Consider the following 23,612-nt stretch of genomic DNA (forward strand, 5'->3'; position numbering starts at 1 on the left):
ATACATGGCGGATCGAGTTTTTAGGCGTTAAACTGCGCTGAACTGGAGGCTGATCGTCCAGCAGTTCCAGTTGGCAAAATGCGAGCAGTGATGAACTATTACGCCTAAAAATAGAGTTTCAAATCAGGAGAAGGCCTCGTGAGCTATCGCCTGCTCAACTCAAGTCTTGATCCGCATCGTATGATTAGCATGTCGGGGGTACCACGCGATCTGCAGCAGTGCCTACGTACATGTATTGAGCGAATTAGCAGCGCGGAGAGCATTATGGAGCTGTGCCATGCCCATGGCCGCGCTTTAGGGTTCAGCACGGGTCTGGGCGTGGCTGAAGCAATCTCCGGTGCGCAGTTCAATGCGCTGGGTGTAGCCTTTGAAAGGGCTTTTGAAGACCGTCTTGTATCTTTAAAGGAGCAGCTGCCGCCGGTGATAAACTCAAACCAGTTAGATTCATAACGTCTGATGCTTGCGAGTCACCCGCCAGGCGCAATTTCGCTGAGCAGAATGCCGTCGGACTTTTTTAGGTTTTCTTTGCTGCGCCGCCTAACCTCCAAATCAAGCGTGCTACCCCTAGGCGGACTGGACCATAAAGCCCGGGCAGCTATCTGCAAGACATGGACTCGAAGCGCACACCCATCCGTACACCCATCCCGTTGCAATGTCTCGTCGCAACAACCTCAGCTTTTCAGACTTGTTACTGATGTGGCTATGCGCACTGCTTCGGTGGGTAATCCTCAAGGTTTCCCTCGACCCGTCGATAGTATTTTATGTCAATGCGGGTCACTGTCATGTTCAACAACCGGTTAAAAAAAAGAATCCAGCAATTGGAAACACGGCTGGGGGCTCTTGAGCAGGTCAAGGCGACTCTGGATCTCGAAACCGTGGCGGTCACCCTGGATGCGGCAGGTGTCATCCTGGAGGTGAATGCTCTGTTTGAAACAGAGCTGGGATTCACCCGGGCGGAATTGTCAGGCCGCGCCCTGCGTGAGTTCAGTCCCTCTGAACTGAGCGGTGACGTACATCAGCGTCGGGCTCTTGATGCAGTGGCCCAGGGCAAGCATTACAGCGGCACATTGCGTCTGTGCAGCCGTGAAGGTCGGCACGTCTGGCTACGGGCAATGGTTATACCTTTCGCGGGTGAGAGCGGACGTGTAGAACGAATCGTTGTGTATTCCAGCGTGCTGACAAGGACAATCGAGGCCTCCAGAGAGAACGAAGCGCTGGTGGGGGCACTGATGCGGTCCACTGCCGTTATCGAATTTTCGCTGGACGGAATAGTCCTGGCAGCCAATCATAATTTTCTGAATGCTATGGGCTATACGCTTCCCCAAATCCAGGGCCAGCATCACCGGATCTTTTGCCTGCCGTCTGACGCTCAGTCACAAGACTATGAACAGTTCTGGCACACCCTGCGAAAGGGATCGTACGTTGCTGGAAGGTTTTGCCGCTCGGATAAACACGGCAAGGAAGTGTGGCTGGAAGCTTCATACAATCCAATAGTGGATGCCAATGGCAAGCTGTACAAGATTGCCAAGTTGGCCACCGTTATCACCGACCAGGTCACCCGAGAGCGCGCTGTTTCCGAAGCAGCTGGCATGGCGCACGGCACCTCAGTTCGAACCAACGCCAGTGCACAGCAAGGTCGCGAGGTCATTCAGAACACCGTCACCACTCTCAATACGCTTTCGGCCTTGATGGAAGATGCTGCCCATGGCATTGAAGCGCTGGATGCCCAGAGCCAGGAAATCGGTACCATCGTGAAAACCATCGGCAGCATCGCAGACCAGACTAATTTGTTGGCTTTGAACGCAGCAATCGAAGCGGCACGTGCCGGGGAGCAGGGCCGGGGTTTTGCTGTGGTCGCTGACGAGGTCAGAAATCTGGCCATGCGAACCACTAAAGCAACTGCAGAGATCGTCGAGGTGGTAAAAAAGAACCAGGTACTGGCCTCGACTGCGGTGAGCATTATTGGAAAAAGCAGGCAGCAGGCCGGGGAAGCGCTTGATTTGGCCAGTGAGGCAGACGAGGTGATCAAGGACATTCAGCAAGGTGCCAACAGTGTTGTGACTGCTGTAGAGCAGTTCTCAGGTCAAGCCGGGTATTGATGGATTTGTAGTCTTCCGTGTTCAGCAGCTTTGCTGCTACAAGGTAATGCGTGATATTCAGGGGATCCCATGCTCGATGCTCTCAAGCAATCCATTCGTAATCTGCATACAGCCCATTGGGCCAAGCTGGAAGATGACTGTAATGGGTTATTCATTCGGATCGAGCAGGCACGAAGAGAGGGGCTTGTGACTGGAGAGCAGGCCATGCAGCTGATCTATGATGTTCGCAACGAGCGTTCACGATGCTTTCGCAGCGTGAACCGCTGTTTTGTGCGGCGCTCCGCTGCCGAGTGAACAACTGCTACAGAACAAGCATCGCTGTCATGGTAACTGATACTGGGATAAATATTTTTTGGGTACCGCTAAGAAATGGCTTAACAGCGTGTGGTATGCCCACTGGCTTAGGGCATGAAAAGAGCATCTACGAATCCGGTGACAGTCCAATCTTGTCACTGCACTGGCGTACAGTCAGCATTACTCAGCGATTGAACGGGCACTTTCTTAAGCGTGTCATGATGCTGGCTTACCGAGGAAAATTAACAACGGCCGTTGGGTGTGGATTGCTTACACAGGTTATCAATCGACCTTCAACGCTGTTACGGCCTTTATTTTTAGCGCAATAGAGAAGTCGATCTGCCTCTTCCAGGGCCGCTCGATAGCCTTCCTTCAAGGGTGAACTGATCGCCACCACGCCTGAGCTGATCGTTACAATTCCCAACGGGCTACCTGAGTGATCTATGAGTGCATTGGCGATGGACAACCTGACATTGGCTGCGACGTTTAAAGCCCCAGCGAGATTAGTTTCAGGCAGCAGGATCACAAACTCCTCGCCACCATAGCGGGCCGCAAGATCGCCCGGCCGATTGACGCAGGTGCCGATGATTTCCGCAACTTGCCTCAGGCAGTCGTCACCCCCCAGATGGCCGTAAAGATCGTTGTATTGCTTGAACCAGTCGATATCTAGCAAGATAACGGCTATGGTTGATCTGTTCCGGCTTGCCCGTCCCCATTCTTGCTGCAAGGTAGCATCGAAACATCGCCTGTTAGCCATATGTGTCAAACTATCGGTCCGGGCGATGATCTCAAGTTCGGTTCTAGCGATGTTCAGCTCAGTTTCCGCAGTGATTAACTGCTGGATCTGCCGGTACAGCAGGGCGCCCAACAAAACCAAGGCCAAAGTGATTATACCGATGAGCGCCATGGACCTATACGCGTAAGCCCACCAGGGTGCGAAGATATGTTGGCTGGATACACCAGCAGCGGCAACGATGGGCAATCCAGATACCCGCCGGTAGGCATAAATCCTTTCTACGCCATCCACCACTGACTTAATCACGGCGTTGCCATGATCGCTCTGTGGCAGATAGAGGGTAAATATATCGCCCTTTGCCACATTGGTGGTCATCAACGCTGTCAACGTAGGCCGCCGGGCCAGTAGATCACCGTTGTTGAGCGCAAGGAAAATAACGCCCTTGTCGTCTACATCCATGCGCTGGAAGAACGTTTGGAAATATGTGACAGGCACGGTTGCCAGAGCAACACCTGCGAACGATCCGTCAGCAGCATTGATACGCCTGCTGACCGGTATGACCATGTCGCCCGTAGTGCGGCTCTTTACAATGGAGTCGACGTGAATGGATTCATCGGTGTGGTCGCGGTGATAAACGAAGTATGCGCGGTCGACGTTGTTCAGCGTCTGCGCACCACTTGAAAAGGAGTTAGCGACCCAATTACCTTGAGCATCGTAGATAAATAACCCTTGGATCCCTTCTACGTTCACCACGTCTTGAGCCATTTGCTTCTCCAGCCGAGATAGCTGATCTTCCGCTACACCATCGTGTTCCACGCGTTCGACAAGATCTCGCAGTGTATTATCAGCTTGGCGAATGGTGTCCTGAGCTTGTTGTTCAGCGGCTCGAACGATATTCGAAACTGCAACTTTAGCGTTAGCAATGCGTTCGTGCCTAGACTGATTTATCTGCCACGCTGTAGCCAGGATCAGCGATATACACACTAATGCAATGAAGCCGATCAGCGCTCTAGTAAGCGCTGAGGGAGAGAGCCTTGTTGATACAAGGTAGAAAGACTTCATAGATTCGTCATCAGATTGACTGTAAGACAACGACGCATGCAGTTTCCGTACCCTGAATGCTGTCTGTTTTGCGCAGAACGTCTACCGCTGATCTGGCCACGCGAAAGACGTAGGACGGCCATTGCGTCATTACCGCAAGGCGCGCCGGCCTGCAGGGCACATTGCACCAGATCGATTAAAAGGGGACTTGGCGCAAACCATTCGACTTAGAAATCGATGGTGCCCGAGACTTTGACCAGACGCGGGTCGCCCTGGCTGAGATAGCCGCCGTTGGCTGAGGCCCAGTAATTCTTGTCGGTGATGTTCTCCACATTGACGCGCAACGTCAGGTCCTTTTGATCGACCTTGAATGTGTAGCGCGCCCCGGCATCGAACCGATTCCAGGTGGGAAGGCTCAGGTTATTGGCCTGATCCGCATACTGGCCTCCAGTACGTAGCATACGGGCGCTGAGGGCAGCTCCCTCCAGGCCAGGTACGTCCCAGTCGACGCTCGCATTTAACTGGAAGGTGGGTACCCCGATGGCATGATTGCCATCAGTGAGCCCGCCCGCGGTGTTCTTCAGCTCCGAGGTCAAGCGCGTGCCGCCTGCCATCAGGCGAAGGCCTTCGATGGGCTCACCAAACACGCTCAGCTCAACGCCCTTGTTCACCTGCTCGCCGTCGCGAATATAGAGGCGCTGGGTCGCATCGACGTAGCCATCGCTGGGCTTCTCGATCCGGAACACGCCAAGATTTGCGCCGAACGATTGCATGTCCAGCTTGATACCCGCTTCCAGTTGCTTGGTGCGGCCAGGCGGGAAGGCTTCCCCAAGGTTGGTGACGTTGGTACCGGATGCGACCGGCCCTTTGGCCAAGCCTTCAATGCGGTTTGCGTACAGGGAAACGGTGTCAGTCGGTTTATAGACGATGCCATACACCGGAGTAGTGATGGATTCGTCGTAAAGCGAAGTACGGCTGCCGTCATTGGCCGGATTAGATACGCCGTTGGAGGTGGTGCCGTCGTACGAGTAGTTCTCTACGCGCAGCTGCTGACGGCGTACGCCATAGGTAAGGAGCAAACTATCGTCCAACAAGCCAACAGTGTCGGAAACGGCCAGGCTTCGGTTGCGGGTTTTGCCGGTGACACCCGGATCGCCCATATCGCCGCCGGTGAGGGAAACCGCCGTGGGCTTGGGCAGGTCAGGTGTGGTGTAGATATTGGTATTCCCGGTGACCGATCGGTAGAAGGTGTAGGCGTTCTCTTGCTGGGTCCAGAGGGTAGAGGCGCCGATCGCGATCTGATGACTGACCGGCCCGGTTTGAACATGACCGTTAAGCCCCGCTGCAAAGCTGGTGTTGTCCTCATTGTGCGGGATCTCAGAGCCGCCGACAGTTGCAACTCCGTTATTACCTACGAGGGTTGGCGTGCCGTATACACCCGTTTCACGCGTATGCTTGGCGCCCCCGGCAAGGTAGGCAGTCCAGTTTTCATTCAGGTCCCAGTCGCCACGCATCATGCCGAACGTGTCTTCGGTTTCGGCATTCGTCCAGTCCTGGCCGTAGTTGTGGCTGGCGTCCGGGGCGGTCGGGATTTTGGTCGCATTACCCAATTGCACGGTGTTGCGTAAACCGTTGATGCGCTGTTTTTGGTAGCCAAAGTCGGTAGAGACGCGAAAGGTGTCACCACGATAATCGAGTCCCGCGACGAACAACTTGGTGCGCTGGTTTTCGTCATCAATCGCAGTGTCGCCTTCACGTTGGCTAAGGTTGACCCGCCCTCCGAATCGATTGCCCTCGCCGAAGCGTTGGCCAAGGTCCAGGTGCTCACCAACGCGGCCGTCAGAACTGATGTCTTGGGTGTAACGGCGAGTCGGCACGTCTTCAGCACGCTTGGGCTGCAAATTCACGCTGCCACCCAAGCCCGTACCGGTGGGGCTCACGCCGTTGATAAAAGCGTTGGGACCTTTGAATACTTCCACCCGCTCAATCGCGTCCGTGGAAAGAATTTGCCGAGGAAGGACGCCGTACAAACCGCCGTAGGAGATATCGTCACCTGCCAATGGCAAACCGCGGATCACGAATATCTGCGACTGATTACCGAAGCCGTAAGACTGGCGCACCGACGGGTCGTTGAGGAGTACATCTCCCACATCTTCAGCCTGCTGATCCTCGATAAGCTGGGAGGTATAGCTGGTCATGGTGAAAGGCACGTTCATGTTGTCCTGATTACCCAGAACACCCATCTGCCCGCCACGAGCGACCTGACCACCCGCATAGACCTCAGGCAGCGTGTTGGAATTGGCCTTGACGGCATCCGCGTTTATGTCAGTAGCACCGAGCTCAACCGCAGAGTCGGCAGCATTGGCGATGAAGCTCGCAGAGCAGCAAAGCGCAAGCAGGGTGGGGCGAAACGGATGCGAAAGGAACATTACGGGCTACCCAGCAAGGTGATCAGAACGGGTTGAAGCCTCCTTGGCAATGCGAACTATTCTCATGTGAGAATGATATCAGAAAGCTTCAGGAGATAGTCAGTTGAAATCACAAGTTTTTCACATCGCATATTCTGCCAATGCCCTTGAGGAGCAGACCTAGACCTGCTCGCCACACGCGCTGCTTCTGAGGGTGATACTCAAGGTTTCCCTCGTCCCGTCGATAGCATTTCATGACAATGCGAGTGTCTGGGATGTCCATCTGCCGGTTACAAACCAGAATCCAGCAAGGGGAAAAGCCGCTTAGGACTCCTGAGCAAGTCGAGAGTGAATCTGGATCTAAACCCCATGGCGGTCACTTGGACGCAGCAGCGCTGCTCAATGTGTGGAACGCTGGGTCGGGCGCTGGCTGATACTTAATGAAGAGCGGGTCGGTTGCGTGGTTTGCCCACAAGGCGCAGTTTCCCAGGGCAAACTACTAGAGCGTCGCTTTTTGGTGATAGCCCCAACCTTCGTTGGTAGGCCCATAACAATGAAGCTCCCCAGAAAAAGACATTCTTCTTTATTGGAGGAATAAACAGGTTCTATAAACCGACACCATGGCTTTATGGGATGATGGCCATATGATATTACACTCTGTTAGCTTGGCCTGTGAGGCTGCCCATGACCTATTTACGCTTACCCAGTCCATGCCGTCTGATACAGCTGCTTTTTCTCATTCTGCTTACCGTCATGGGTCTTTCCATTCTTTGGGAGTTCGAGCTGGAGGCATGGGTGATGCGGGGGCTTGGCCTTCCCTATGACGGCATTTTTGAGGACGGGGAAAGGTTACGTTTCGTACTGACATCTACGGGCTTTTCACTGATCGCCATGATCGGGCCGGGAGTGATGCTTATAAAAATGATCAGTAATGCCAGACGCAACTACCTTCAACTGGAAGGGTTGCAGTCCCATACTGAGAAGCTGGCAAGGTACGACTCACTCAGCGGCCTGCTCAATCGGCGTGCCTTTATGGAGCTTGTAAACGAGCAACTCGCTCAGTTGGAACCTGTGACTGTGATGCTGATCGACCTTGACTATTTCAAGGCGGTTAACGATCAGCGCGGGCATGCAACGGGTGACGCAGTGCTCATTGAGGTAGCAAAACGACTGGAAGAGATTGCAATCAAGTACGGCGGCATCGCTTCGCGTCTAGGAGGCGATGAATTCTGCGTCGTATTTACCAGCCGTAGAGAGGAACGCGAGCTGGGCCTCATTGCCGCAGATGTGATTTCGCGAATAGGGGCGCCGATGCTCGAGAAGCTTCGACCCTTCCGGCAGGGGGCTACAGTTGGCATCTCTCGTTCGTGGGTCGACGCTACCGAAACCTCAGCGCTATTGCACTGCGCAGATGTAGCAATGTACAGGGGTAAGGTTACGGGTCGTTCAACTTACCATTTTTACGAAACAGAGCATGGGCTCCAATATCAGGCTCAAATCGATGAAGACGCTGCGCTTAAACAGGCAGTGGAACTGAATGAGATCGTTCCATTCTATCAGCCTATTGTTGCACTACCTTCTCAGGAAGTCGTCGGATTTGAGATCTTGGCCAGATGGCTCAAGCCAGATGGGAGCACTGGGATGCCTGCTGATTTTATTCCAGCGCTTGAACGCCTAGGGTTGATCCCCATGATGACTCAATCTCTCGTTAAGCAAGCTTGTAACGCTGCCAGGGATTGGGACGATCACCTTCATCTTTCGCTGAACGTCAGTGCAGCAATGATCACCGATGAGCTTTTTCCTGATCGGTTCCTGGAGCAGTTGCGCCATGAGCAGTTTCCATTTGACCGCTTTGAGGTCGAAATAACCGAAGAGGCCTTGGTCGGCAATATCGAAGCGGCCGAGCGCAACCTGAACAGACTTCACGCACATGGCATCACAGTGGCACTTGATGACTTCGGCACTGGCTACTCAGGTCTTTATCATTTGACACGTTTGTCCATTGATAAAATCAAGATAGACCGATCTTTTTTTGAGATCGGTAAGACTGATCATCGTCCAATGGTAGAAGCCATTTTAGGGATGGCACGTAGCCTGAATATGAAAGTAACCGCGGAAGGCATCGAGGATTTTCACTCACCCTCCCTTCCATCTTGGCTGGCCAGCAATGGGTGTAATTATGCTCAGGGGTATCACTACGGTCGGCCCCAGGCTCACGTTTCACGCTCCGTCGCTGGAGTTCCTGATTCAACAGTTCTATCGCGGGTGTAGTTGGTCAAGCAGCAAAACTGCTGACATTTCACCTTGACTCAGCTGCAAGCCATCTGCCACAAGCTGACCGCGCACTGATCAACTGGATTTGCCCGGAACTTGGGAGTTTCCTCCAGATACCGCAGCAGGTGAATGCAGACTGTCGTGGTCTCAACCACGTCCGACCAGATGCGCACCTGACCGCCCGATTGCTAGACAAAGCCATCAAGCTCAAGATATCTCTCCGGTCAGAGACTACCAAAGGGCCCCGCTATCTACCCTTGCGGATGCTTGTGCAAGACAATTTCATTTGCATCTTTGCAACTCCAATCGTCGCTTCAGTAACCCTCTTTGACGTCTTTCCAGCTCCTTGGCAAGCGCTGCAAGCTTGGCTTCACCGAACGCAATGGCCCTGGCTTTCGTAAGAAAAAGTTCGTCAACGTGGTAATTGCGGCCCTTGTCAGTGCGGTCATATGCGCTGTTAGCGAATCCCTGGTCCACGAGTTCGACCTCCAGCAACTGAAAATTCCGTGTCAGCAGCCATGCGGTGTAGGGGTAGGTTCTGTCGCTCATCGAAGTCTTGGTCACCACAATTGATCGCTATATAGATAAAAGCATAGCGAGATGTGTTGCTACAACAACCTCATGCACGTAGGGCAGGGCAGGCAGGCGACATGTCTGGATCTGTAGGCAAGAAACATCAAGGAAGGAGCACGCCAGGGGAGGCAGGAAGGCCTGGCGGGCTAGGTCTCGTACTGCTAAGGCCCGATAACGCTATAGATCACTCTAGGGTAGTGAGGCGTTATGGCGGAGAGCTGCCCTCCCTTAGGTCGTTTCGGGTCGTGGTGAGCTCGCATCTCCAGGGCACACTACCAACACTGAAGCATTCCGTTTAGCTTACTCCGTTGGGAGCCTGCATGACTTGCGGGACTTTCCTGGCCAGATCTGTCGGAATGTTAGGCTTGGAGATGACGTCATAATCAATACCCCCAGCGTCAGTTGCAGACTCTTGCCTTCAATGAATGAATGCATTTTGAAATCGCATCCCGACAGGAACGACAGCATCATTGGTAGCGTCGTGGCAGTCTGCCTGCAGGCGATTGCAGCTGCTGTCCAGCACTGTCCCAAGGTTCCTATAGTTGACGCCAGGTCGCACTCTGGAATAGAGCCCCAAAAGGTCAATCTTTCTGAAGCCAGCGCCGCACTCGGTATGGGTCGGTCAGTGAAACGTTAGACTTGCCCGAAAAATGACCCATCAAAGGAGTCAAACGTGTTTGTGATCCCGCTGGACCTCGGCGCAAGTGAAGCGATGCAAGCCATGATGGTCTATTCCAATGTGCTGTACCCACAGCGTGTTCGGTACTTTTTCTACATCTGCAAAGAACAGCTTCAAGGTCGCTGCAGAAAGGATCTGGTCATGCGCCTCGACAAGGTCATGGACGTGGCCCTAGTGCAGAGCGGGGAATGGCACAGCCGACTGACGATGGTGTTGCGCGAAGCGCTCGAGCTGGGCGCCCTGCACAGGGCCGACCACGATTTCTTCTTGGCGCAATTGGGCCACTGCACCCCTAGGAGGCACGAAAACCCCCCGATTCGGGGGTTGCAGCGAACCGGCAATTGATCACCAGGCGTCTCATGACATCTGTCATGTGGGACGTACCTACTCTCGACTAAACATGAATCGCTCACGACGGTTACAGTAATAGCCAAACCGCGATGTTTGAGCTGGACGCGCCCAGCGAGCACGTACGTTCGGGTCACCGCACGAAACTCATCGGTCAAAGCCAGATCGACAAACTCTCAAAAGCCTTCCAGGTCATTTTGATAGGCACGGCTTGTCCGGGGATTGTCCAGCTCGAATTAGTCACGATCATTGGCGGTGTCTTCAGTCAGTTTCGCGAAATGTGCACCCGGACGGTCAGTTGATCGACGAGATCTCAACTAGGCTCGTTTTCACAGGAGATGAATCGGGAGATCACCGCCGGGCAGATTCCAGTGGCTCGACACCCGCAGCAAGGTAGAATGGTGGCTTATAGCCATGACAAGGCCTCATTAGTGCATGCTGTGGAATTTTCTATGTTAGACGCTAGCCAGATTGAACGAGAACTCGAGAAAACAACTAGCGCTGCACGCTTCTCTGAGCAATTGGAGCTACGTTATCAGAGCGATATCCATACTACCCGCCGGCACCACCTGATTCTGTGCTTGATCTTGGGAGGTTTCACATTCGGTAGTTTTTCACTATGGATGGTCATCATAAATCCGAAGGATTTGGTATCAGCAATTTTGCAGATGGTCGGAACATGTGTACCAAGCACTCTACTGGGTGTGTTGCTTCTAAAGAAGTTATCGGAGCACTGGAGAGAATACGTCTCCATGTTGCCCTCATACACCGGATTTATAGCCGCTTACAACGTAGTAATTAACGGTGAACAACCTGTTTCGGGTGAGCAGTCACTGTTCATGTTTTGTTGGCCGCTGATGCTTATTTATGTCAATACGTGCATGAAAAGCCCTTTTAATATTGCTTTGATATACAACATATTTTGCTTAACCATCACAGCTTGGGGTGTGCATACAGCCCCGATTTCCCTGAGTGCTGGCGGCTTGATAATGACCGCTATAGGATCCTCATCTTTTTTCTCATTGCTCGGCAACTACTGGTCCAACGCCGAAGCCAGACGAAGTTACCTGTATTGGCTACGTGAGGAAACCAGAGCCTCTAGTCTCACAGATGCCAATAGTGACTTGCAACGCCTTTCAGAGACCGACTCGCTGACCGGTCTGGCTAACCGTAGGCACATACAACCGCAACTGGATGCGCTTACGGCAAAGCATTTGGATGGACAGTCCGAGGGCGCATTATTTTTGATCGATATAGACCATTTCAAACGCTTTAACGACCATTATGGACATCTTATGGGCGATGAGTGCTTGAGAGCTGTTGCCACGGCTCTGGGCAGTTGCTTCATTTCGCCTTGCGCCGTAGCACGATTCGGCGGTGAAGAGTTCATTGCCGTTTTGCCAGATACCTCTCATGATGAGGCCCGCAGGATCGCTCACCACGTATTGCAAACCATACGTGAACTAAACATCGCCCATCTGGGACGTACAGACGGCATCTCGGTCATCACTGTCAGCATCGGATTAGCGCACAGTGCGAGTAGTGCGCTAACCGATAGCACCTCACTTCTGGATCAGGCTGACAAAGCTCTGTATCGAGCTAAAAGAGGTGGCCGCAATCGTCTAGAGGATACGGGATTTATTTTTTCTCAAAACGATGAGTCGCTTCTAACCCCGGAGGATATCCGAGAGGCGTTAGCAACAGACCAATTCGACCTGCACTTCCAACCGCTGTATCAACTCGAACCTTATCAGCTCACTGGATACGAAAGCCTTATTCGCTGGCTGCATCCCAAGCTCGGAAATGTGCCACCTGATTTATTCATCGCAATGGCAGAACGCAGCGGGCTGATTAATGCTGTAGGTGACTGGGTTTTGGATAAATCCTGTGAAGCGGCCAGCCGCTGGCATGACGCTGTCAACATATCAGTGAACCTTTCACCTATACAGCTTGCCAACACAGATTTTCCGATGAAAGTGGCGGGTGCATTACTTAAACATGGTCTCGCGAGCCATCGGCTAATATTGGAAGTAACCGAAGGCGTGCCTCTGCGTATAAATGATCAACTATTGAGTACAGTTTCCGGTCTCTGCAACTTGGGCGTACGACTGGCTCTGGACGATTTCGGTCAAGGTCATGCCAACTTGGCTTATTTACTGAAGCTTCCATTCCATTGTTTGAAGGTTGACCGTCAGGTACTCAGAATTGAAAACAAAGCCCAACGCGAGGAGGTGTTGACGGCCCTTTTGAAACTGGGGCATGCATTTGATCTCAAAGTGTTAGCGGAAGGCGTTGAGACTGCTCAGGATCTCGAGTTGTTGCGTACTCTAGGCTATGACCATGCGCAAGGGTATTATCTTGGACGTCCTCAACCGAATACATTTTCTTGTGACTCGTTACCCCCCACGCAGTCGCTGGCGCCCCATTGTCATCTTCATATAGTGTTAGGTAACTGACTGAACTTACTGCTAAGATTATTAGTCAACGTTCTCGATAATCTAAAGTCCGCTCCTTTTGCTACCCCACATACTGTTGTATCGGATGCCAAATAGAGAGTGCAACCGCCGGATCACTTAGGAAGTGGTTCTTGTGTTCAGCCGCCTCAGCCTACTCGCTAGGCACTTTGCCGTGGATTTGCGGTGTGCGAATGGACCACGTGGTAGCGTATCGGGCCTGATCTGAACGTTTGGCACTACGAGTACTCCGTTCATCAGGTAAAGCGTATGTTGAACTAAGATTGTGCCATGCAGATCAATAGGTTATTGATAACCTAGAGGGCATTTCCATGATCAAGGCACTTCCCTTACCTTTACTCTTCGCATTAGCGCTTGGCTTGCCTGGCTGTGAAAAATCGTCCGAAGACCACACGCAAGATGCCAACAAGCATTAACAAGCGTCTGATCAGAAACAGGTTGAGGGTAATCCCGGGCAGGCCGCTGATGAGAAGGCTCAGGCTGATAAGGACTATGCTGAGGCTCATGAAGCCCGAGCTTCTGAAGATCGCCATCAGGCCCCATCCTTAGCTGTGCCTGGGTATATCAAAGCTCTAGAAAAAAACTGATCGCGAGGATAATGCTCACCTCCCACGCGCGGGCGTGAGATTAATTTTCCTTGCCGCCGACGCGCCCGATAATTTCTGGAACAGGTGCATCTCAGCGCTGCATCCCTGCGCAGGATGGCGGAGCTGAATGCAGCAAAGTCGCCGAGATGGCGGTGTGTTCGAGACGGTGTGCAGATAAAGCGCATCCCCTCGGGCAGACCCGATCCCCTTTAATGCTAGAGTTCGGTAGGTGTGTTCGCCATCCGCTTACGCCATGGCTGCACCTTGGCGATATCCGCCTCGTGTTCCAGGGCATTGGTGGCTGCCGTTGCGCGCAGCCCGTGTACGAGTCCCGCAACCTCTACCCCTGCAGCTCTGGCGTAGTGCCCTACCACCGCATAGAGGCCGTCGGCGCTGATCCCTGCACCCGTTGCGCGGCCGCGCAGCGGGTGGAAGAGGGGAGCCGTGCTGTCCTGCTGATCATGGCCGCAAACGCATACCGGATCTTGTTGCCATCTGAGCCACCTCGATTGCCTGCTTTCTGTACTGATTCATACGGCAGGAAGTGTCACAGCGGGCTTTAACAGACTGGCGAGCGTTATATGAATGCGGGCCTGCTGGAACCTACCGCAGCGTTCCAGCTCGGCGGCCATCTCCAGATGCCAGTCCCTCATTTATAGTGACCACAGGCTACGAAGCCGAAGTGAGTCATGATCTGCCTGCCGGAGTCGCGTTCCTGCAAAAGCCTTGGAGTTTGGACCAGCTGGTTCAGACAGCTAGGCACATGCTCAAAACGGCCACTGATCGCGGTTAGATATGTCGGGTACTATGTTTAGTTGGTCCCACATCAGGACCCGCCTAGGCGGTTTTTTTGCTGCTTGCTAGACGTAACAAGCCTTGGGATTGACGTACCATAAGCCCGCCCTGTTGCTGCGCCCTGGTCCCTTTCCTCCTAGGAGCTGGTTATGCCACCTGCCGATCTCGATTTTCTGGACACCTCGGATCTGCCGCGTGGTTTGAGTGAGCAGGCCTATGCCACCTGGCGCGTGGCCCTGCGCGACCTGTATAGCAGCCAGACCGAGGTTCAGGTCGAATATGGCTATCAGTTCTGTCGCGGTTTTATCCAGGCCCTGCAGGACATGCAGGCAATCGAACCCGATGTGTACCTATTTCTCGAGGCTCAGGTGCATGGCGTATGGATCGAGCGCATTTCTGCCCTTAAGGCACGAGGTCACTGACGCGCTTTGGAGCTGGCATTGTAGATACTATGTTTATACAAAAAGCTTGCGGTTAGTGTTTTTGGTATCTACAATGTGTATACTTTTTAGGAGGCTGTTATGGAAGTCAAAGTGCAGCAGTGGGGCAATAGCGCGGCGATACGCTTGCCTGCAACCGTGCTTAAGCTGATGAATCTGGTTAGTGGCGATGTGTTGAAACTCGATGTATCCGCCGAGGTTATGACGCTCAAGCCTGCGAAGGCCAAGCCGCATTACGCGCTGGCCGAGCTCATGGCGCAGTGTGACTTGAGCGCGCCGGATCCTGCCGACATGGCAGCGTGGAATGCGATGTCAGCCGTTGGGCGTGAAGCGTGAAGCGAGCCAAATTAAACCGTGGCGATATTGTGCGCTTGAACATGAATCCCACCGCTGGCCGTGAGCAGCAAGGCGATTTTCGTCCGGCGCTGATCATTTCGCCTGCGGCGTTCAACGTGTCGGGCTTGGTCCTGATCGCGCCCATCACCCAAGGCGGGGATTTTGCCCGATATGCCGGCTTTGCCGTGCCACTGAGCGGTTCCGGCACCGAGACGCAAGGTGTGGTGTTGTGTAATCAAATCCGCACCGTTGACCTTGAGGCCCGTGGGGGTAAGCGCGTAGAGGCGGTCCCCGAGGTGGTGATGGACGATGTACTGGCCCGCATTCAAGTGCTGATTGAGTAAAGAAAAAATGATCAAACGCCTGACCAAAATTGCATTTCTATCTTGCCTTGTAACAAGGGATCAATGTCATGCCGATGATCGACCCCGACGAAATCAAGCCTACGATCGACTCAGTGCAGGCTGCTTTTGCGGCTTACAGTGATGCTGGCCAAGCCTATGCACGGGAGCGCAATCATCACCCCCATGACGCAGGTGGGCTACAGCGCACTTACGAAGCCATAAGCCAAACCGGGCAGGCGTACGAAGATGCCCAATCTGCCTTGATTCCTATTGTCCACCACGTTATTGGCAAGGCCGAGCGCAGCGCGGCTTCTTCAATGCAAGACGCGGATTGGCCGATGAAAAGACACTCTGCTGCACCCCAAGCCCCGGGTACTGGCAATCCTTGTAACCAAGGGCAGGGCACACATAACTTGTTAAGGAATGCCTCATGAATGGATACGAAAGCCCCAGCATTGAGTCTGCACATGCAGGGTATCGACTGTCCTGGTTGGCCTATGTCAGCACCGTCTTGACGATAATTTTTTTCATTGCTGTTTCAATTAGCATTGGCGGGTGGACGTTACACAACGCGCAAACGGATGCTGCTTTTCGGCTCGGCATGGCAGTGAGCGTGTTTGTTCTGGTAGTTTCGCTGCCTCTCTGTATCTACAAAATCCTCTTTCTCAGAAGCGTGCGGGTTTACACGGATGACGTTGGAGTTTGGCTGTACCGGGGGATTTTGCCTTGGAGCAAAGGAGTTCGTGGCGTGAAGTGGCGGGACATTGAAGATGCTATGTATTACACAGGTTTTCTCAGCTGGATGTTCCGCTCCTATACCGTGCGTATTGGCCACCGTTTTACCAAGACAAGCGAAATCTACGTGCACCATCTGGCACAAGGTCAGAACGCGGTCGAGCACATCAATCAGCTTCATCAAAGCATTCTCAGAGGCGAGCTAAGCTCGGTGGCTGAGCTTGAAGTCAGATAAATGTGTCCTAGGATTTGCGGGCTGATGCCTTTTAGGGCGAAAAGTCACCTTGCCCACTACCAGCTCCGCGACAATGGAAACATCTTGAATGCAATCAGAACAGAGCTTGATAGAGTGGCCGTCGCGTGCGGACCATTTTACATGCTGAGCTCAGGTCGCCGATACGTGGTATCGGCGGTTGGGTGAAAGCAGGTTAGAAGTTTGTTCGCAAACCAACTTCGACACTTCTTCCCTGAGCAGGCGCAATATCGCGAAGAATTGAGCTGGCGTACCTCACAGTCTGATTCGTCAAGTTTTCACCATTAACGAATGCCAGCCATTGGCTACCGCCCAGGTCAAATTTGTACCCTGCACTCGCGCCTAAAGTCGTATAGCCGTCAGTTCCGGATTCATTATCCGGCACGTTGTGCTGCGAGCTCGCATGCTCGACGTCGACCCTGGCCTGCCATTTGTCCAGCTCCCACAGCAGCCCACTGTTCAGTCGCAGGGGGGCGATACGCGGCAAAGCCTCGCCAGTGTCCAGATTCTTAGCGCGGGTATAGTCACCGGAAAGCTCCAGCGCAATGTTACCGTAGCGAGTCTCAGCCAGCTTCCAATGATCCTGTGCTTCGAAACCGGCAAATCGAGCACGTACGCCTGAGTAGGTGAATTCAGGGATGCCGTCGGCGTCCTCTTCACCCTCGTCGTTGAGCGATCGGCCGCTACTCAATAGCCCAATGTAATTCGAAAAATGGCTATAAAATACGCCTACGCTGCCCTTATGGGCGCCATTGTCAAACCGTAGCGCCAAGTCGCTGGACACTGCTTTTTCCTTGGATAAGTCATCGTCACCTACCTCGTAAGTGCCTGTGGCAACGTGTGCACCGTTGGCGTACAGCTCGTAAAACGTTGGCGCACGTTCGGTATAGCCCAGAGTTGCTGCCAATGACCAGACCGGCGTAAGCGTATACACCGCGCCTGACGACAAGCTACCAGTAGTAAAACTGCTAGAGCGATCAGCGCTATTAAACCGCATGTTGCCCTTAGCATCCGGATCGACTGTCGTGTGCTCCAGGCGACCGCCCAAGCTCAGCATGAGTCGGTCACTGGATTGCAGTTCTTCGAGAATGAACAGAGCTCCAGCATAGGTATCGGTCTGCGGCACAAATGCTTCGTCACCAAGCGCGGAAAACTCACCGCGCGTCAACTGCGCACCCACCACACCATTAAGCGGTCCTATCGGCTGATGGCGGGCCTCCACCCGAGTCTCATAACCCTTGTTTTTGAAGGTGGTGCCTATCTCGCCGTCTTCAATCTCCATGTGTTTGTAGTCTGTGTACCCTGCGTCTAATTTCACAGATGTGAAGGGACCGGACAGATTGCGGACCTCAGAAGCAAACGCGTAGTGATCTTGCTCCATGCGGATGCGTACGTCCTGCTCGGCAGGCGATCCGTAGTTAGAGTCGTAATTGCTGTAGGACACTCCGGCATAACCGTCATCCCATATGTAGGAGCCACCTACGGCACCACCTTCTTGGCGCCCGTCGCTGTTGCCGAGGCGATGTTTTTCATCGTCTCTCTCTTCGCGGGTCCGTTGATCAGAGGTGCGAGCGTAGCCCGGGATACGCAGGTCATTAAAATTACGAGCATTGGCATCGATGTGCAGCGCAAATTGACCGTTGCCGGCTTCCAGCTTTCCGGCGCTACTACGCGTGGTGTCGGCACCGCCATATCGCAATTCACCGGAACCGTGTATGCCTTCGATGGATTCAACAGGAATGCGGTTGTCCAATGTATTTACCACGCCGCCAATGGCACTGCCTCCATATAACAATGCAGCGGGGCCACGCACGATTTCGATGCGATCAACATTGACAGGATCCAGCGGCACCGCATGGTCGTAAGAAAGCGACGACGCATCCAGTTCGCCAACGCCATTACGCAAGATCCTGATTCGATCGCCGTCCAACCCGCGGATGATTGGCCGACTGGCGCCTGGTCCGAAATAAGACGACGACACGGCTGGTTGATTGTTCAAGGTTTCGCCCAAACTGCCCCTCTGCGCAAGGGTCAGTTTATCTCCGGTGAGGACAGTGCTCGGCAAAGCCAGCTGCTCGCTACCTAGTGGATTCGCGGTAATCACTTGTGGATCTACTTCTATGGCGTAGGCCGGCGATGCAATCATTAAAGCTGTTGCAATGGGCGGGAGGCGCCAGAATTGCAATTTGGGGCAGCGAGACATGCAGGTTTCCTTGGGGACAATGAAAAATATCGGACATGTTATAACATAACTTTTAAGGTGCAATTGTTTGGATTGCCGACTGATTGAGGAAGTCATAACCGAGCGCGAGGCTGGCTTATCTCAGCCCACCTGAATCGGTCCGCAATCGGTGATCATTACCGGGCGTGCGGTATGCCCTGGCTGTATGGAAAGCCTGGCATTGGAAGATTAGAAAACGGCAACTAGTGGCCGACCGCGTAGTGGGAAAAGTCGGCCAGCAGCGTTGGATTTAGCTCCCTACCGCTGATCCGTATAAACGCTGTCTGCCTTGAACACTACTTGTTTTCCTCGGACAAAGCGTAGGCGCGGCTTCTGCAGCGCCCGCCGCCACTTCGTGGCCATAGCTGCACCCATCGAGGATTCACCATGCGTTCTTCCCATCCAATACGTTGTGCCCTGGTTGCTGCAGTAACCGCCGTCAGCTTGGCAACCTTGGCCGGTTGCGCTCGCGATCCGGAAAAACCTACTTTGTCGGAATTAGCTGTCAGCTCGACCAAGAGCTTGTTCCGCACTGACAGCGACATGCAGAAAGTGCTCAACGCCCAAGCGGCCTTCGATCCTAAAGCCATTGAAAAAACCACGCCGGACGAAGCCCGTAAGCAGCCTACTGTGGCAGATGGTGTAAAGCAGGTACTGGCCGACCAGAAGCGTGACAGCAGCCCCACAGCACTGGTCCCGGGCGTGACAACCCGTGAGATCACCGTAGCCGGTGCTACAGGGAACTTGCCAGCAACCGTCTATACCCCTGCTGGTAACGGACCATTCCCGGTAGTACTGTATTTCCACGGCGGCGGTTGGGTGATCGCGGACCGCACCGTGTATGACGGTGGCGCCCGCGGCCTGGCCAAGCAGGCCAATGCTATCGTGGTGTCAGTGGACTACCGTCGCGCGCCTGAATATAAATTCCCGGCAGCCCATCTAGACGCTGTTGCTGCCTACCGCTGGCTCACTACCAACGCGGCTAGCATTGGCGGAGACTCTAAGCGCCTAGCGTTGGCCGGCGAAAGCGCCGGGGGCAATCTGGCGCTCGCCACTGCTGTGGCTGCACGCGACCAGGGCTTGACCTCGCCCAAGAGTGTGATTGCTGTATACCCAGTGGGACAGACCACGACCAACACTGAGTCGTACTTGAAGTACGCTGACGCCAAGCCACTCAATCGCCCCATGATGCTTTGGTTCGTGGCCAATGTGACCAAGAGCTCTGCCGATCTGAAGGATCCACGTTTGGATCTTGTGCACGCCAACCTTCACGGTCTGCCGCCAGTGACTCTGATCAACGCCGAGATCGACCCGCTGCGTGATGACGGTGCGCAACTGGAGCAGGCGTTGCGAAACCAGGGCGTAAGCGTGGAGCGCAAGCTGTATGACGGCGTGACCCACGAGTTTTTCGGTACCGCTGCGGTGGTGGAAAAGGCTCAGGAAGCACAGGCCTACGCCGGCGCTCGCCTGAAGGCAGCATTCTAACCAGCCCTCTGGCTGCTGCGATGTCAAACCGTAGCAGCCAGTACCTTGGCTTACAGCTGGGTCAAATCGTAGCTCATCCAAGAGCAGCGTCAGCAAGACGATGACCAGCAAGCCTAGATGCGTCAACTTCGCTCTGAACTCAAGCGTGTGAATGAAGAGCGAGACATCTAAAAAAAGCCGCCGCCTACTATGCAAAAGAGTGCGGCCGAAGTACGCGTTCATCAAGAAGCACCCAACTGATTACCCGGTACGGCGCCTTTGCCAAACTCTCAGGGTGCACCCCAGCGGCTCCTACGCCTGGCTGGGCGAGCCTCAATCTGCCCGACAAAAACGTATCTCTTATGATCGTAAGCTTTTATGTCGCGTTCCATAACGGGATATCCGTTAAATAGTAAATAGGCCCCCGGACTTTCTGCCAGTCCAGGGGCATTTTTCATGCCTTTCGGTTACCGACTTGGGGGAGGCTGGTGACCGATTTACGGTAAGTCGATTTTAGCGTAAACCCACCTCGCAAAAGAAAAGAGCCCATGAACAAGCTCAATAAGGAGAAGGGTGCCAAAGGCACGGAGATTGTGCGACTGCACCGTGCGCTGTTGGAGCGTGACCAGTTGGCCGGCGCGATCAAGGTCGTGGCCGCCCGAAACTGCCTGATCGACGTGACAGATCCCCTCGATGTGCCCGTGTTAGTGGAGTTGGTCGACGAGCTGGGCATCTGCCTTTACAACGCAAATTCCACCTACACGGCCGACCATTGAGCGCGGCCCTTGCCCGCATTGCAGCGCATGGAGGTACGAGCTCTGGACTGTGTCGGCCAGATTGAACAGGCGCGCAGCGCCGAGGGATTGGAGGGCGCCCGCTTGATGGTGGTCTAGATCGCGGAAGTCATGGTGGACTGTCGACCCCGATCCGTCTGGCGGTGAACAAGCTGATGGGCACGCTGGCCAGCGCGCAAACGCGCGAGCAGATCAAGCGCGAGGGGGCCATTGAGCTGGGCTTCGAAGGTGGAGTTGAAACGGCGCAGTACCTGCGGGCAAGCGACATCGAGGCGCTATATGTGATGTTTGAAGAGGCCGTGCAGGCAAGGTTGCAGGCCCTGGGCGCTGGGTGAAGCGATTGATGAGAACGCGCTAAAGACGCTGATCGCCGGGCGTGGCGCGTCCGACTTTCTGATCATCCAGGACGATGCCTGTAACTTTGTGTTGAGCGTGCGCTATACCGGGGCCACACGTTGGCTACCGTTCCGCTCGCGAGAGAAGAACCCGCGCACCTGGGCGAGTGCGCAGACGGTCAGCCGTTACCTTTGGCACTGCGTCGAGCTGAGCAGTGAACCTAAGCGGTTGTGACGCGTCACGCTGACAGATAGCAGACGAAAAAAAACCGCCCTGAGAGGGCGGTTCTTTCTTTCGCAGTGGTTAGCCTTTCTGGAACATCCGCAAGACCTGCAAGGACCAGTAGGCCAGTTGCAGCATGCGAATCAGTTCCTCGGACCAGAAGCGTTTGGGCGCATTCATGGTGATTCCCTCATCGTGATGATTAGGAATCCGAGCCTAAGAAACTGGCACGGGGCAGACGCGTTACCTCCGTCCGGGTCATGTACCCACTATTGACGGTACAGTCAGTAAGGTCCTACCCTGCGATTGTCTAGATGCACAAAGTAAGACCTGTAACGCGTTGGACCTGATGTTAACACCGTTTTTTTTAAGGTGTTTACGAAATCACAGGCCGGCGAGATTCAGCCACAGAGCCCGCCCCGTGCGGGCTCTGTCGTTTCTGCGGCCGGCGCAGCGCGCCGGCGCTAAGCGAAAATGCGCCGGGCTACGGATTACGGGGCTTTCGTGTTTTTTGCGCCAATACAGTCTGTATTTTTCCTCTCTAGGTGGTTAACCAAATACTGTTAAGTCCGAACCCTGTTTGTTTCTGATGAACGGTAGGCGCCGGCGCTCCGCCTTTCGCTCCTTGTGCAGCGTATTCGTGCCGGCCGGCCGGACCTTCAAATCGGCCGACGTCTTCCCGGCGTGTGCCGGATCTTTAATGCGCCGCGAAGACACAAACAGCAGGCGAAAAAAAACCGCCTTGCGAGGGGCGGTTTTTTCCGGGGATACGATGAAGCAGTTCCCCTACAAGCAATCACAAGAAGCATTCGACGAGCCGATCCTAGGTCGTTAATTACGGTTTGTAAAATTATTTTATTCCGCAATTGCTCGGTGCGTGCTTGGGAATAATTGATATCAAAGTGAAGTCAGGCTGATACCGCCGTTAATCACTGCCGTTAATCCGATATCATCGGCTGTTTCTGGGCTTTTCCGCATCACTACAACGAATTTCCGAAAATCGTAACAGCGCACCCCTACCTCGCTTTCTGATGCAGGTCAAGGTCTCGATGTAGATATATGAAATAAAGACAGAAACACATTTAAAGTCCTTTTTGTGGACACGTGTTTTGCGGTATCTAGTAAGCCGAGCAGATGTGATGCCCCTCACGGATTTGAGTAGCAGCGCTGCCGGGACCCAACGACGCGGCCTGCGAAGCCGCACCGGACTCGCAACGGGACCCACAACTTAGTCACCTCACAAGAAGCATTCGACGGTGTTTCTTGAAGCAAGCGCAGCAGTTCCGGTAAGGCTGCGTGGGGGATGGCTTACACTGCGAGGTGTCGCTATGTCCTGGGTAAAGGTATGGCGTTTCATTGTGGATGCAAGTCACGTGTATAACAGCGTTATGCGTTTCCGCGATCAGTTCTTGCCGTAAGAGTGGGCCCGTTCAACTTCGGTTGAGCGGGTCTTTTTGTTTTCCGCAGCCAAGACCGCAGCGCCTTTCTTCGCTTTGCTGTCCTCGCGATCTACATAGGCATCAGATCAAACTGATCGACGTGGGCCTGGTCGTGCAGAACGCTGCCGGCCACTACACCGCAGCAGCTAAGCTGGCAAAGAGATGGGATTTTCCTGAGCGTGCGAAGATCGCTTTTGTCATCACGGCCGTGATCTGCATGCCACTTCTTTTCGAGCGGGGGCCTGATGCCCAATGGCAGACACTCGCTGCTCTCATCGGAGGGCTTTTAGGCCCTGGTGTAATGCTCATACACGTACTTTGGGAAGACAGGAGAGATAGGCTTTAGGCCCCACAAGCCCGCCCAGTCGCGGGCTTTGTCAGTATTACAGGGGCACTTTCGGGCCTCAGATCATGCGGGGTCAGACCAATGACAACTGAACCGGATTGTTGTGCGGGCTGCACCACAAGGAAGCCCTACCATGCCGATGATTGATACATCTCCGTGTAACGTCCAGTTGGCCGACATGGATGCTGCCGCACTGGCTTTTGATCAAGCGTCGCAAGCGCTGGCCTTGGCTGAAGAAAATGAGGACGAGCCCGCTTGCGAAGCAGCCCGCGCAGGGGAACACAGGGCGCGCGAGGCCTGGCGAGTGGCCGCCCAAGAAGTAGGCCGCGTTGTGCATATGCTGGTCAAGATGGTCGAGGGACGCTACTCATAAC

General features: G+C 54.0%; 19 protein-coding genes and 4 pseudogenes. 17 read left to right on the forward strand and 6 right to left on the reverse strand.

Features of this window, described 5'->3' with window-relative positions; genetic code table 11:
* Positions 1-138 precede the first annotated feature (138 nt).
* From SLW75_RS03910 to SLW75_RS03925, 4 genes and pseudogenes are all read left to right on the forward strand, one after another.
* Entirely contained in the window at positions 139-450 is a 312-nt protein-coding gene (locus tag SLW75_RS03910) for a hypothetical protein (RefSeq protein ID WP_369305685.1), read from the forward strand.
* A gap of 332 nt (positions 451-782) precedes the next feature.
* Positions 783-1,559, forward strand: a pseudogene (locus SLW75_RS03915) (PAS domain-containing protein); the annotation flags it as partial.
* 108 nt (positions 1,560-1,667) lie between these two features.
* Positions 1,668-2,099, forward strand: a pseudogene (locus SLW75_RS03920) (methyl-accepting chemotaxis protein); the annotation flags it as partial.
* A 69-nt stretch (positions 2,100-2,168) separates the two neighbouring features.
* Positions 2,169-2,393 (forward strand): hypothetical protein, encoded by a 225-nt coding sequence (locus SLW75_RS03925; RefSeq protein WP_122396755.1) that lies wholly within the window; start codon positions 2,169-2,171, stop codon positions 2,391-2,393.
* 229 nt (positions 2,394-2,622) lie between these two features.
* Here SLW75_RS03925 and SLW75_RS03930 read toward each other — a convergent pair whose 3' ends face one another.
* Both SLW75_RS03930 and SLW75_RS03935 read right to left on the reverse strand, forming a co-directional pair.
* On the reverse strand, positions 2,623-4,191 hold the full coding sequence (locus SLW75_RS03930; RefSeq protein ID WP_369317940.1) for a diguanylate cyclase domain-containing protein: 1,569 nt from the start codon (positions 4,189-4,191) through the stop codon (positions 2,623-2,625).
* A 206-nt stretch (positions 4,192-4,397) separates the two neighbouring features.
* Complete coding sequence (locus tag SLW75_RS03935) at positions 4,398-6,599, reverse strand: TonB-dependent receptor (RefSeq protein WP_410933583.1); 2,202 nt, start codon at positions 6,597-6,599, stop codon at positions 4,398-4,400.
* Positions 6,600-7,262: 663 nt separating this feature from the next.
* Between SLW75_RS03935 and SLW75_RS03940 the strand changes: the two genes are divergently transcribed.
* On the forward strand, positions 7,263-8,849 hold the full coding sequence (locus SLW75_RS03940; protein ID WP_410933584.1) for a putative bifunctional diguanylate cyclase/phosphodiesterase: 1,587 nt from the start codon (positions 7,263-7,265) through the stop codon (positions 8,847-8,849).
* A 285-nt stretch (positions 8,850-9,134) separates the two neighbouring features.
* Here the strand turns inward: SLW75_RS03940 and SLW75_RS03945 are convergent, their stop codons facing one another.
* Positions 9,135-9,401, reverse strand: a complete 267-nt coding sequence (locus tag SLW75_RS03945; RefSeq protein ID WP_065986121.1) for a hypothetical protein — start codon at positions 9,399-9,401, stop codon at positions 9,135-9,137.
* Between the two features lie 697 nt (positions 9,402-10,098).
* Here SLW75_RS03945 and SLW75_RS03950 point away from each other — a divergent pair.
* Together SLW75_RS03950 and SLW75_RS03955 are read left to right on the forward strand one after the other, a co-directional pair.
* Entirely contained in the window at positions 10,099-10,449 is a 351-nt protein-coding gene (locus SLW75_RS03950; RefSeq protein ID WP_410933585.1) for a hypothetical protein, read from the forward strand.
* 341 nt (positions 10,450-10,790) lie between these two features.
* Positions 10,791-12,908 (forward strand): putative bifunctional diguanylate cyclase/phosphodiesterase, encoded by a 2,118-nt coding sequence (locus tag SLW75_RS03955; protein ID WP_065986124.1) that lies wholly within the window; start codon positions 10,791-10,793, stop codon positions 12,906-12,908.
* Positions 12,909-13,273: 365 nt separating this feature from the next.
* Here SLW75_RS03955 and SLW75_RS03960 read toward each other — a convergent pair whose 3' ends face one another.
* The gene (locus SLW75_RS03960; RefSeq protein ID WP_065986125.1) at positions 13,274-13,459 is read right to left on the reverse strand and encodes a hypothetical protein; all 186 of its coding nucleotides are present in this window, start codon (positions 13,457-13,459) and stop codon (positions 13,274-13,276) included.
* Between the two features lie 305 nt (positions 13,460-13,764).
* Positions 13,765-13,980 (reverse strand): annotated as a pseudogene (locus SLW75_RS03965) (integrase); the annotation flags it as partial.
* 477 nt (positions 13,981-14,457) lie between these two features.
* Between SLW75_RS03965 and SLW75_RS03970 the strand changes: the two are divergent.
* The 5 genes from SLW75_RS03970 to SLW75_RS03990 all read left to right on the forward strand — a co-directional run bounded on the left by SLW75_RS03970 (position 14,458) and on the right by SLW75_RS03990 (position 16,398).
* A complete protein-coding gene (locus tag SLW75_RS03970; protein WP_346631566.1) occupies positions 14,458-14,730 on the forward strand; it encodes a hypothetical protein in 273 nt (90 codons plus the stop codon).
* 99 nt (positions 14,731-14,829) lie between these two features.
* Complete coding sequence (locus SLW75_RS03975) at positions 14,830-15,084, forward strand: AbrB/MazE/SpoVT family DNA-binding domain-containing protein (RefSeq protein ID WP_369317936.1); 255 nt, start codon at positions 14,830-14,832, stop codon at positions 15,082-15,084.
* A complete protein-coding gene (locus SLW75_RS03980; RefSeq protein ID WP_083232973.1) occupies positions 15,081-15,428 on the forward strand; it encodes a type II toxin-antitoxin system ChpB family toxin in 348 nt (115 codons plus the stop codon). The genes SLW75_RS03975 and SLW75_RS03980 overlap by 4 nt, the downstream gene beginning before the upstream one ends.
* Before the next feature lie 68 nt (positions 15,429-15,496).
* Positions 15,497-15,862 carry a hypothetical protein gene (locus SLW75_RS03985; RefSeq protein ID WP_410933586.1) on the forward strand — a complete coding sequence of 122 codons (366 nt, stop codon included), beginning with the start codon at positions 15,497-15,499 and terminating at the stop codon, positions 15,860-15,862.
* Positions 15,859-16,398, forward strand: coding sequence for a hypothetical protein (locus SLW75_RS03990; protein WP_065986131.1), 540 nt, complete (start codon positions 15,859-15,861; stop codon positions 16,396-16,398). The genes SLW75_RS03985 and SLW75_RS03990 overlap by 4 nt, the downstream gene beginning before the upstream one ends.
* A 193-nt stretch (positions 16,399-16,591) precedes the next feature.
* Here SLW75_RS03990 and SLW75_RS03995 read toward each other — a convergent pair whose 3' ends face one another.
* Complete coding sequence (locus tag SLW75_RS03995; RefSeq protein ID WP_410933587.1) at positions 16,592-18,619, reverse strand: TonB-dependent receptor; 2,028 nt, start codon at positions 18,617-18,619, stop codon at positions 16,592-16,594.
* Between the two features lie 405 nt (positions 18,620-19,024).
* Here SLW75_RS03995 and SLW75_RS04000 point away from each other — a divergent pair, with 405 nt between their 5' ends.
* The 5 genes and pseudogenes from SLW75_RS04000 to SLW75_RS04020 all read left to right on the forward strand — a co-directional run bounded on the left by SLW75_RS04000 (position 19,025) and on the right by SLW75_RS04020 (position 23,611).
* Entirely contained in the window at positions 19,025-20,122 is a 1,098-nt protein-coding gene (locus SLW75_RS04000) for an alpha/beta hydrolase (RefSeq protein WP_346631559.1), read from the forward strand.
* A gap of 78 nt (positions 20,123-20,200) precedes the next feature.
* Positions 20,201-20,480 (forward strand): annotated as a pseudogene (locus SLW75_RS04005) (IS3 family transposase); the annotation flags it as partial.
* Positions 20,481-20,649: 169 nt separating this feature from the next.
* The gene (locus SLW75_RS04010; protein ID WP_410933588.1) at positions 20,650-20,877 is read left to right on the forward strand and encodes a hypothetical protein; all 228 of its coding nucleotides are present in this window, start codon (positions 20,650-20,652) and stop codon (positions 20,875-20,877) included.
* A gap of 161 nt (positions 20,878-21,038) precedes the next feature.
* A complete protein-coding gene (locus SLW75_RS04015) occupies positions 21,039-21,230 on the forward strand; it encodes a hypothetical protein (RefSeq protein WP_410933589.1) in 192 nt (63 codons plus the stop codon).
* A gap of 2,141 nt (positions 21,231-23,371) precedes the next feature.
* On the forward strand, positions 23,372-23,611 hold the full coding sequence (locus SLW75_RS04020) for a hypothetical protein (protein ID WP_410933590.1): 240 nt from the start codon (positions 23,372-23,374) through the stop codon (positions 23,609-23,611).
* Position 23,612: the final 1 nt, after the last annotated feature.

This window comes from Pseudomonas sp. W5-01 (assembly GCF_046540435.1).
In the GTDB taxonomy this organism is placed as follows: Bacteria; Pseudomonadota; Gammaproteobacteria; order Pseudomonadales; family Pseudomonadaceae; genus Aquipseudomonas; species Aquipseudomonas graminis_B.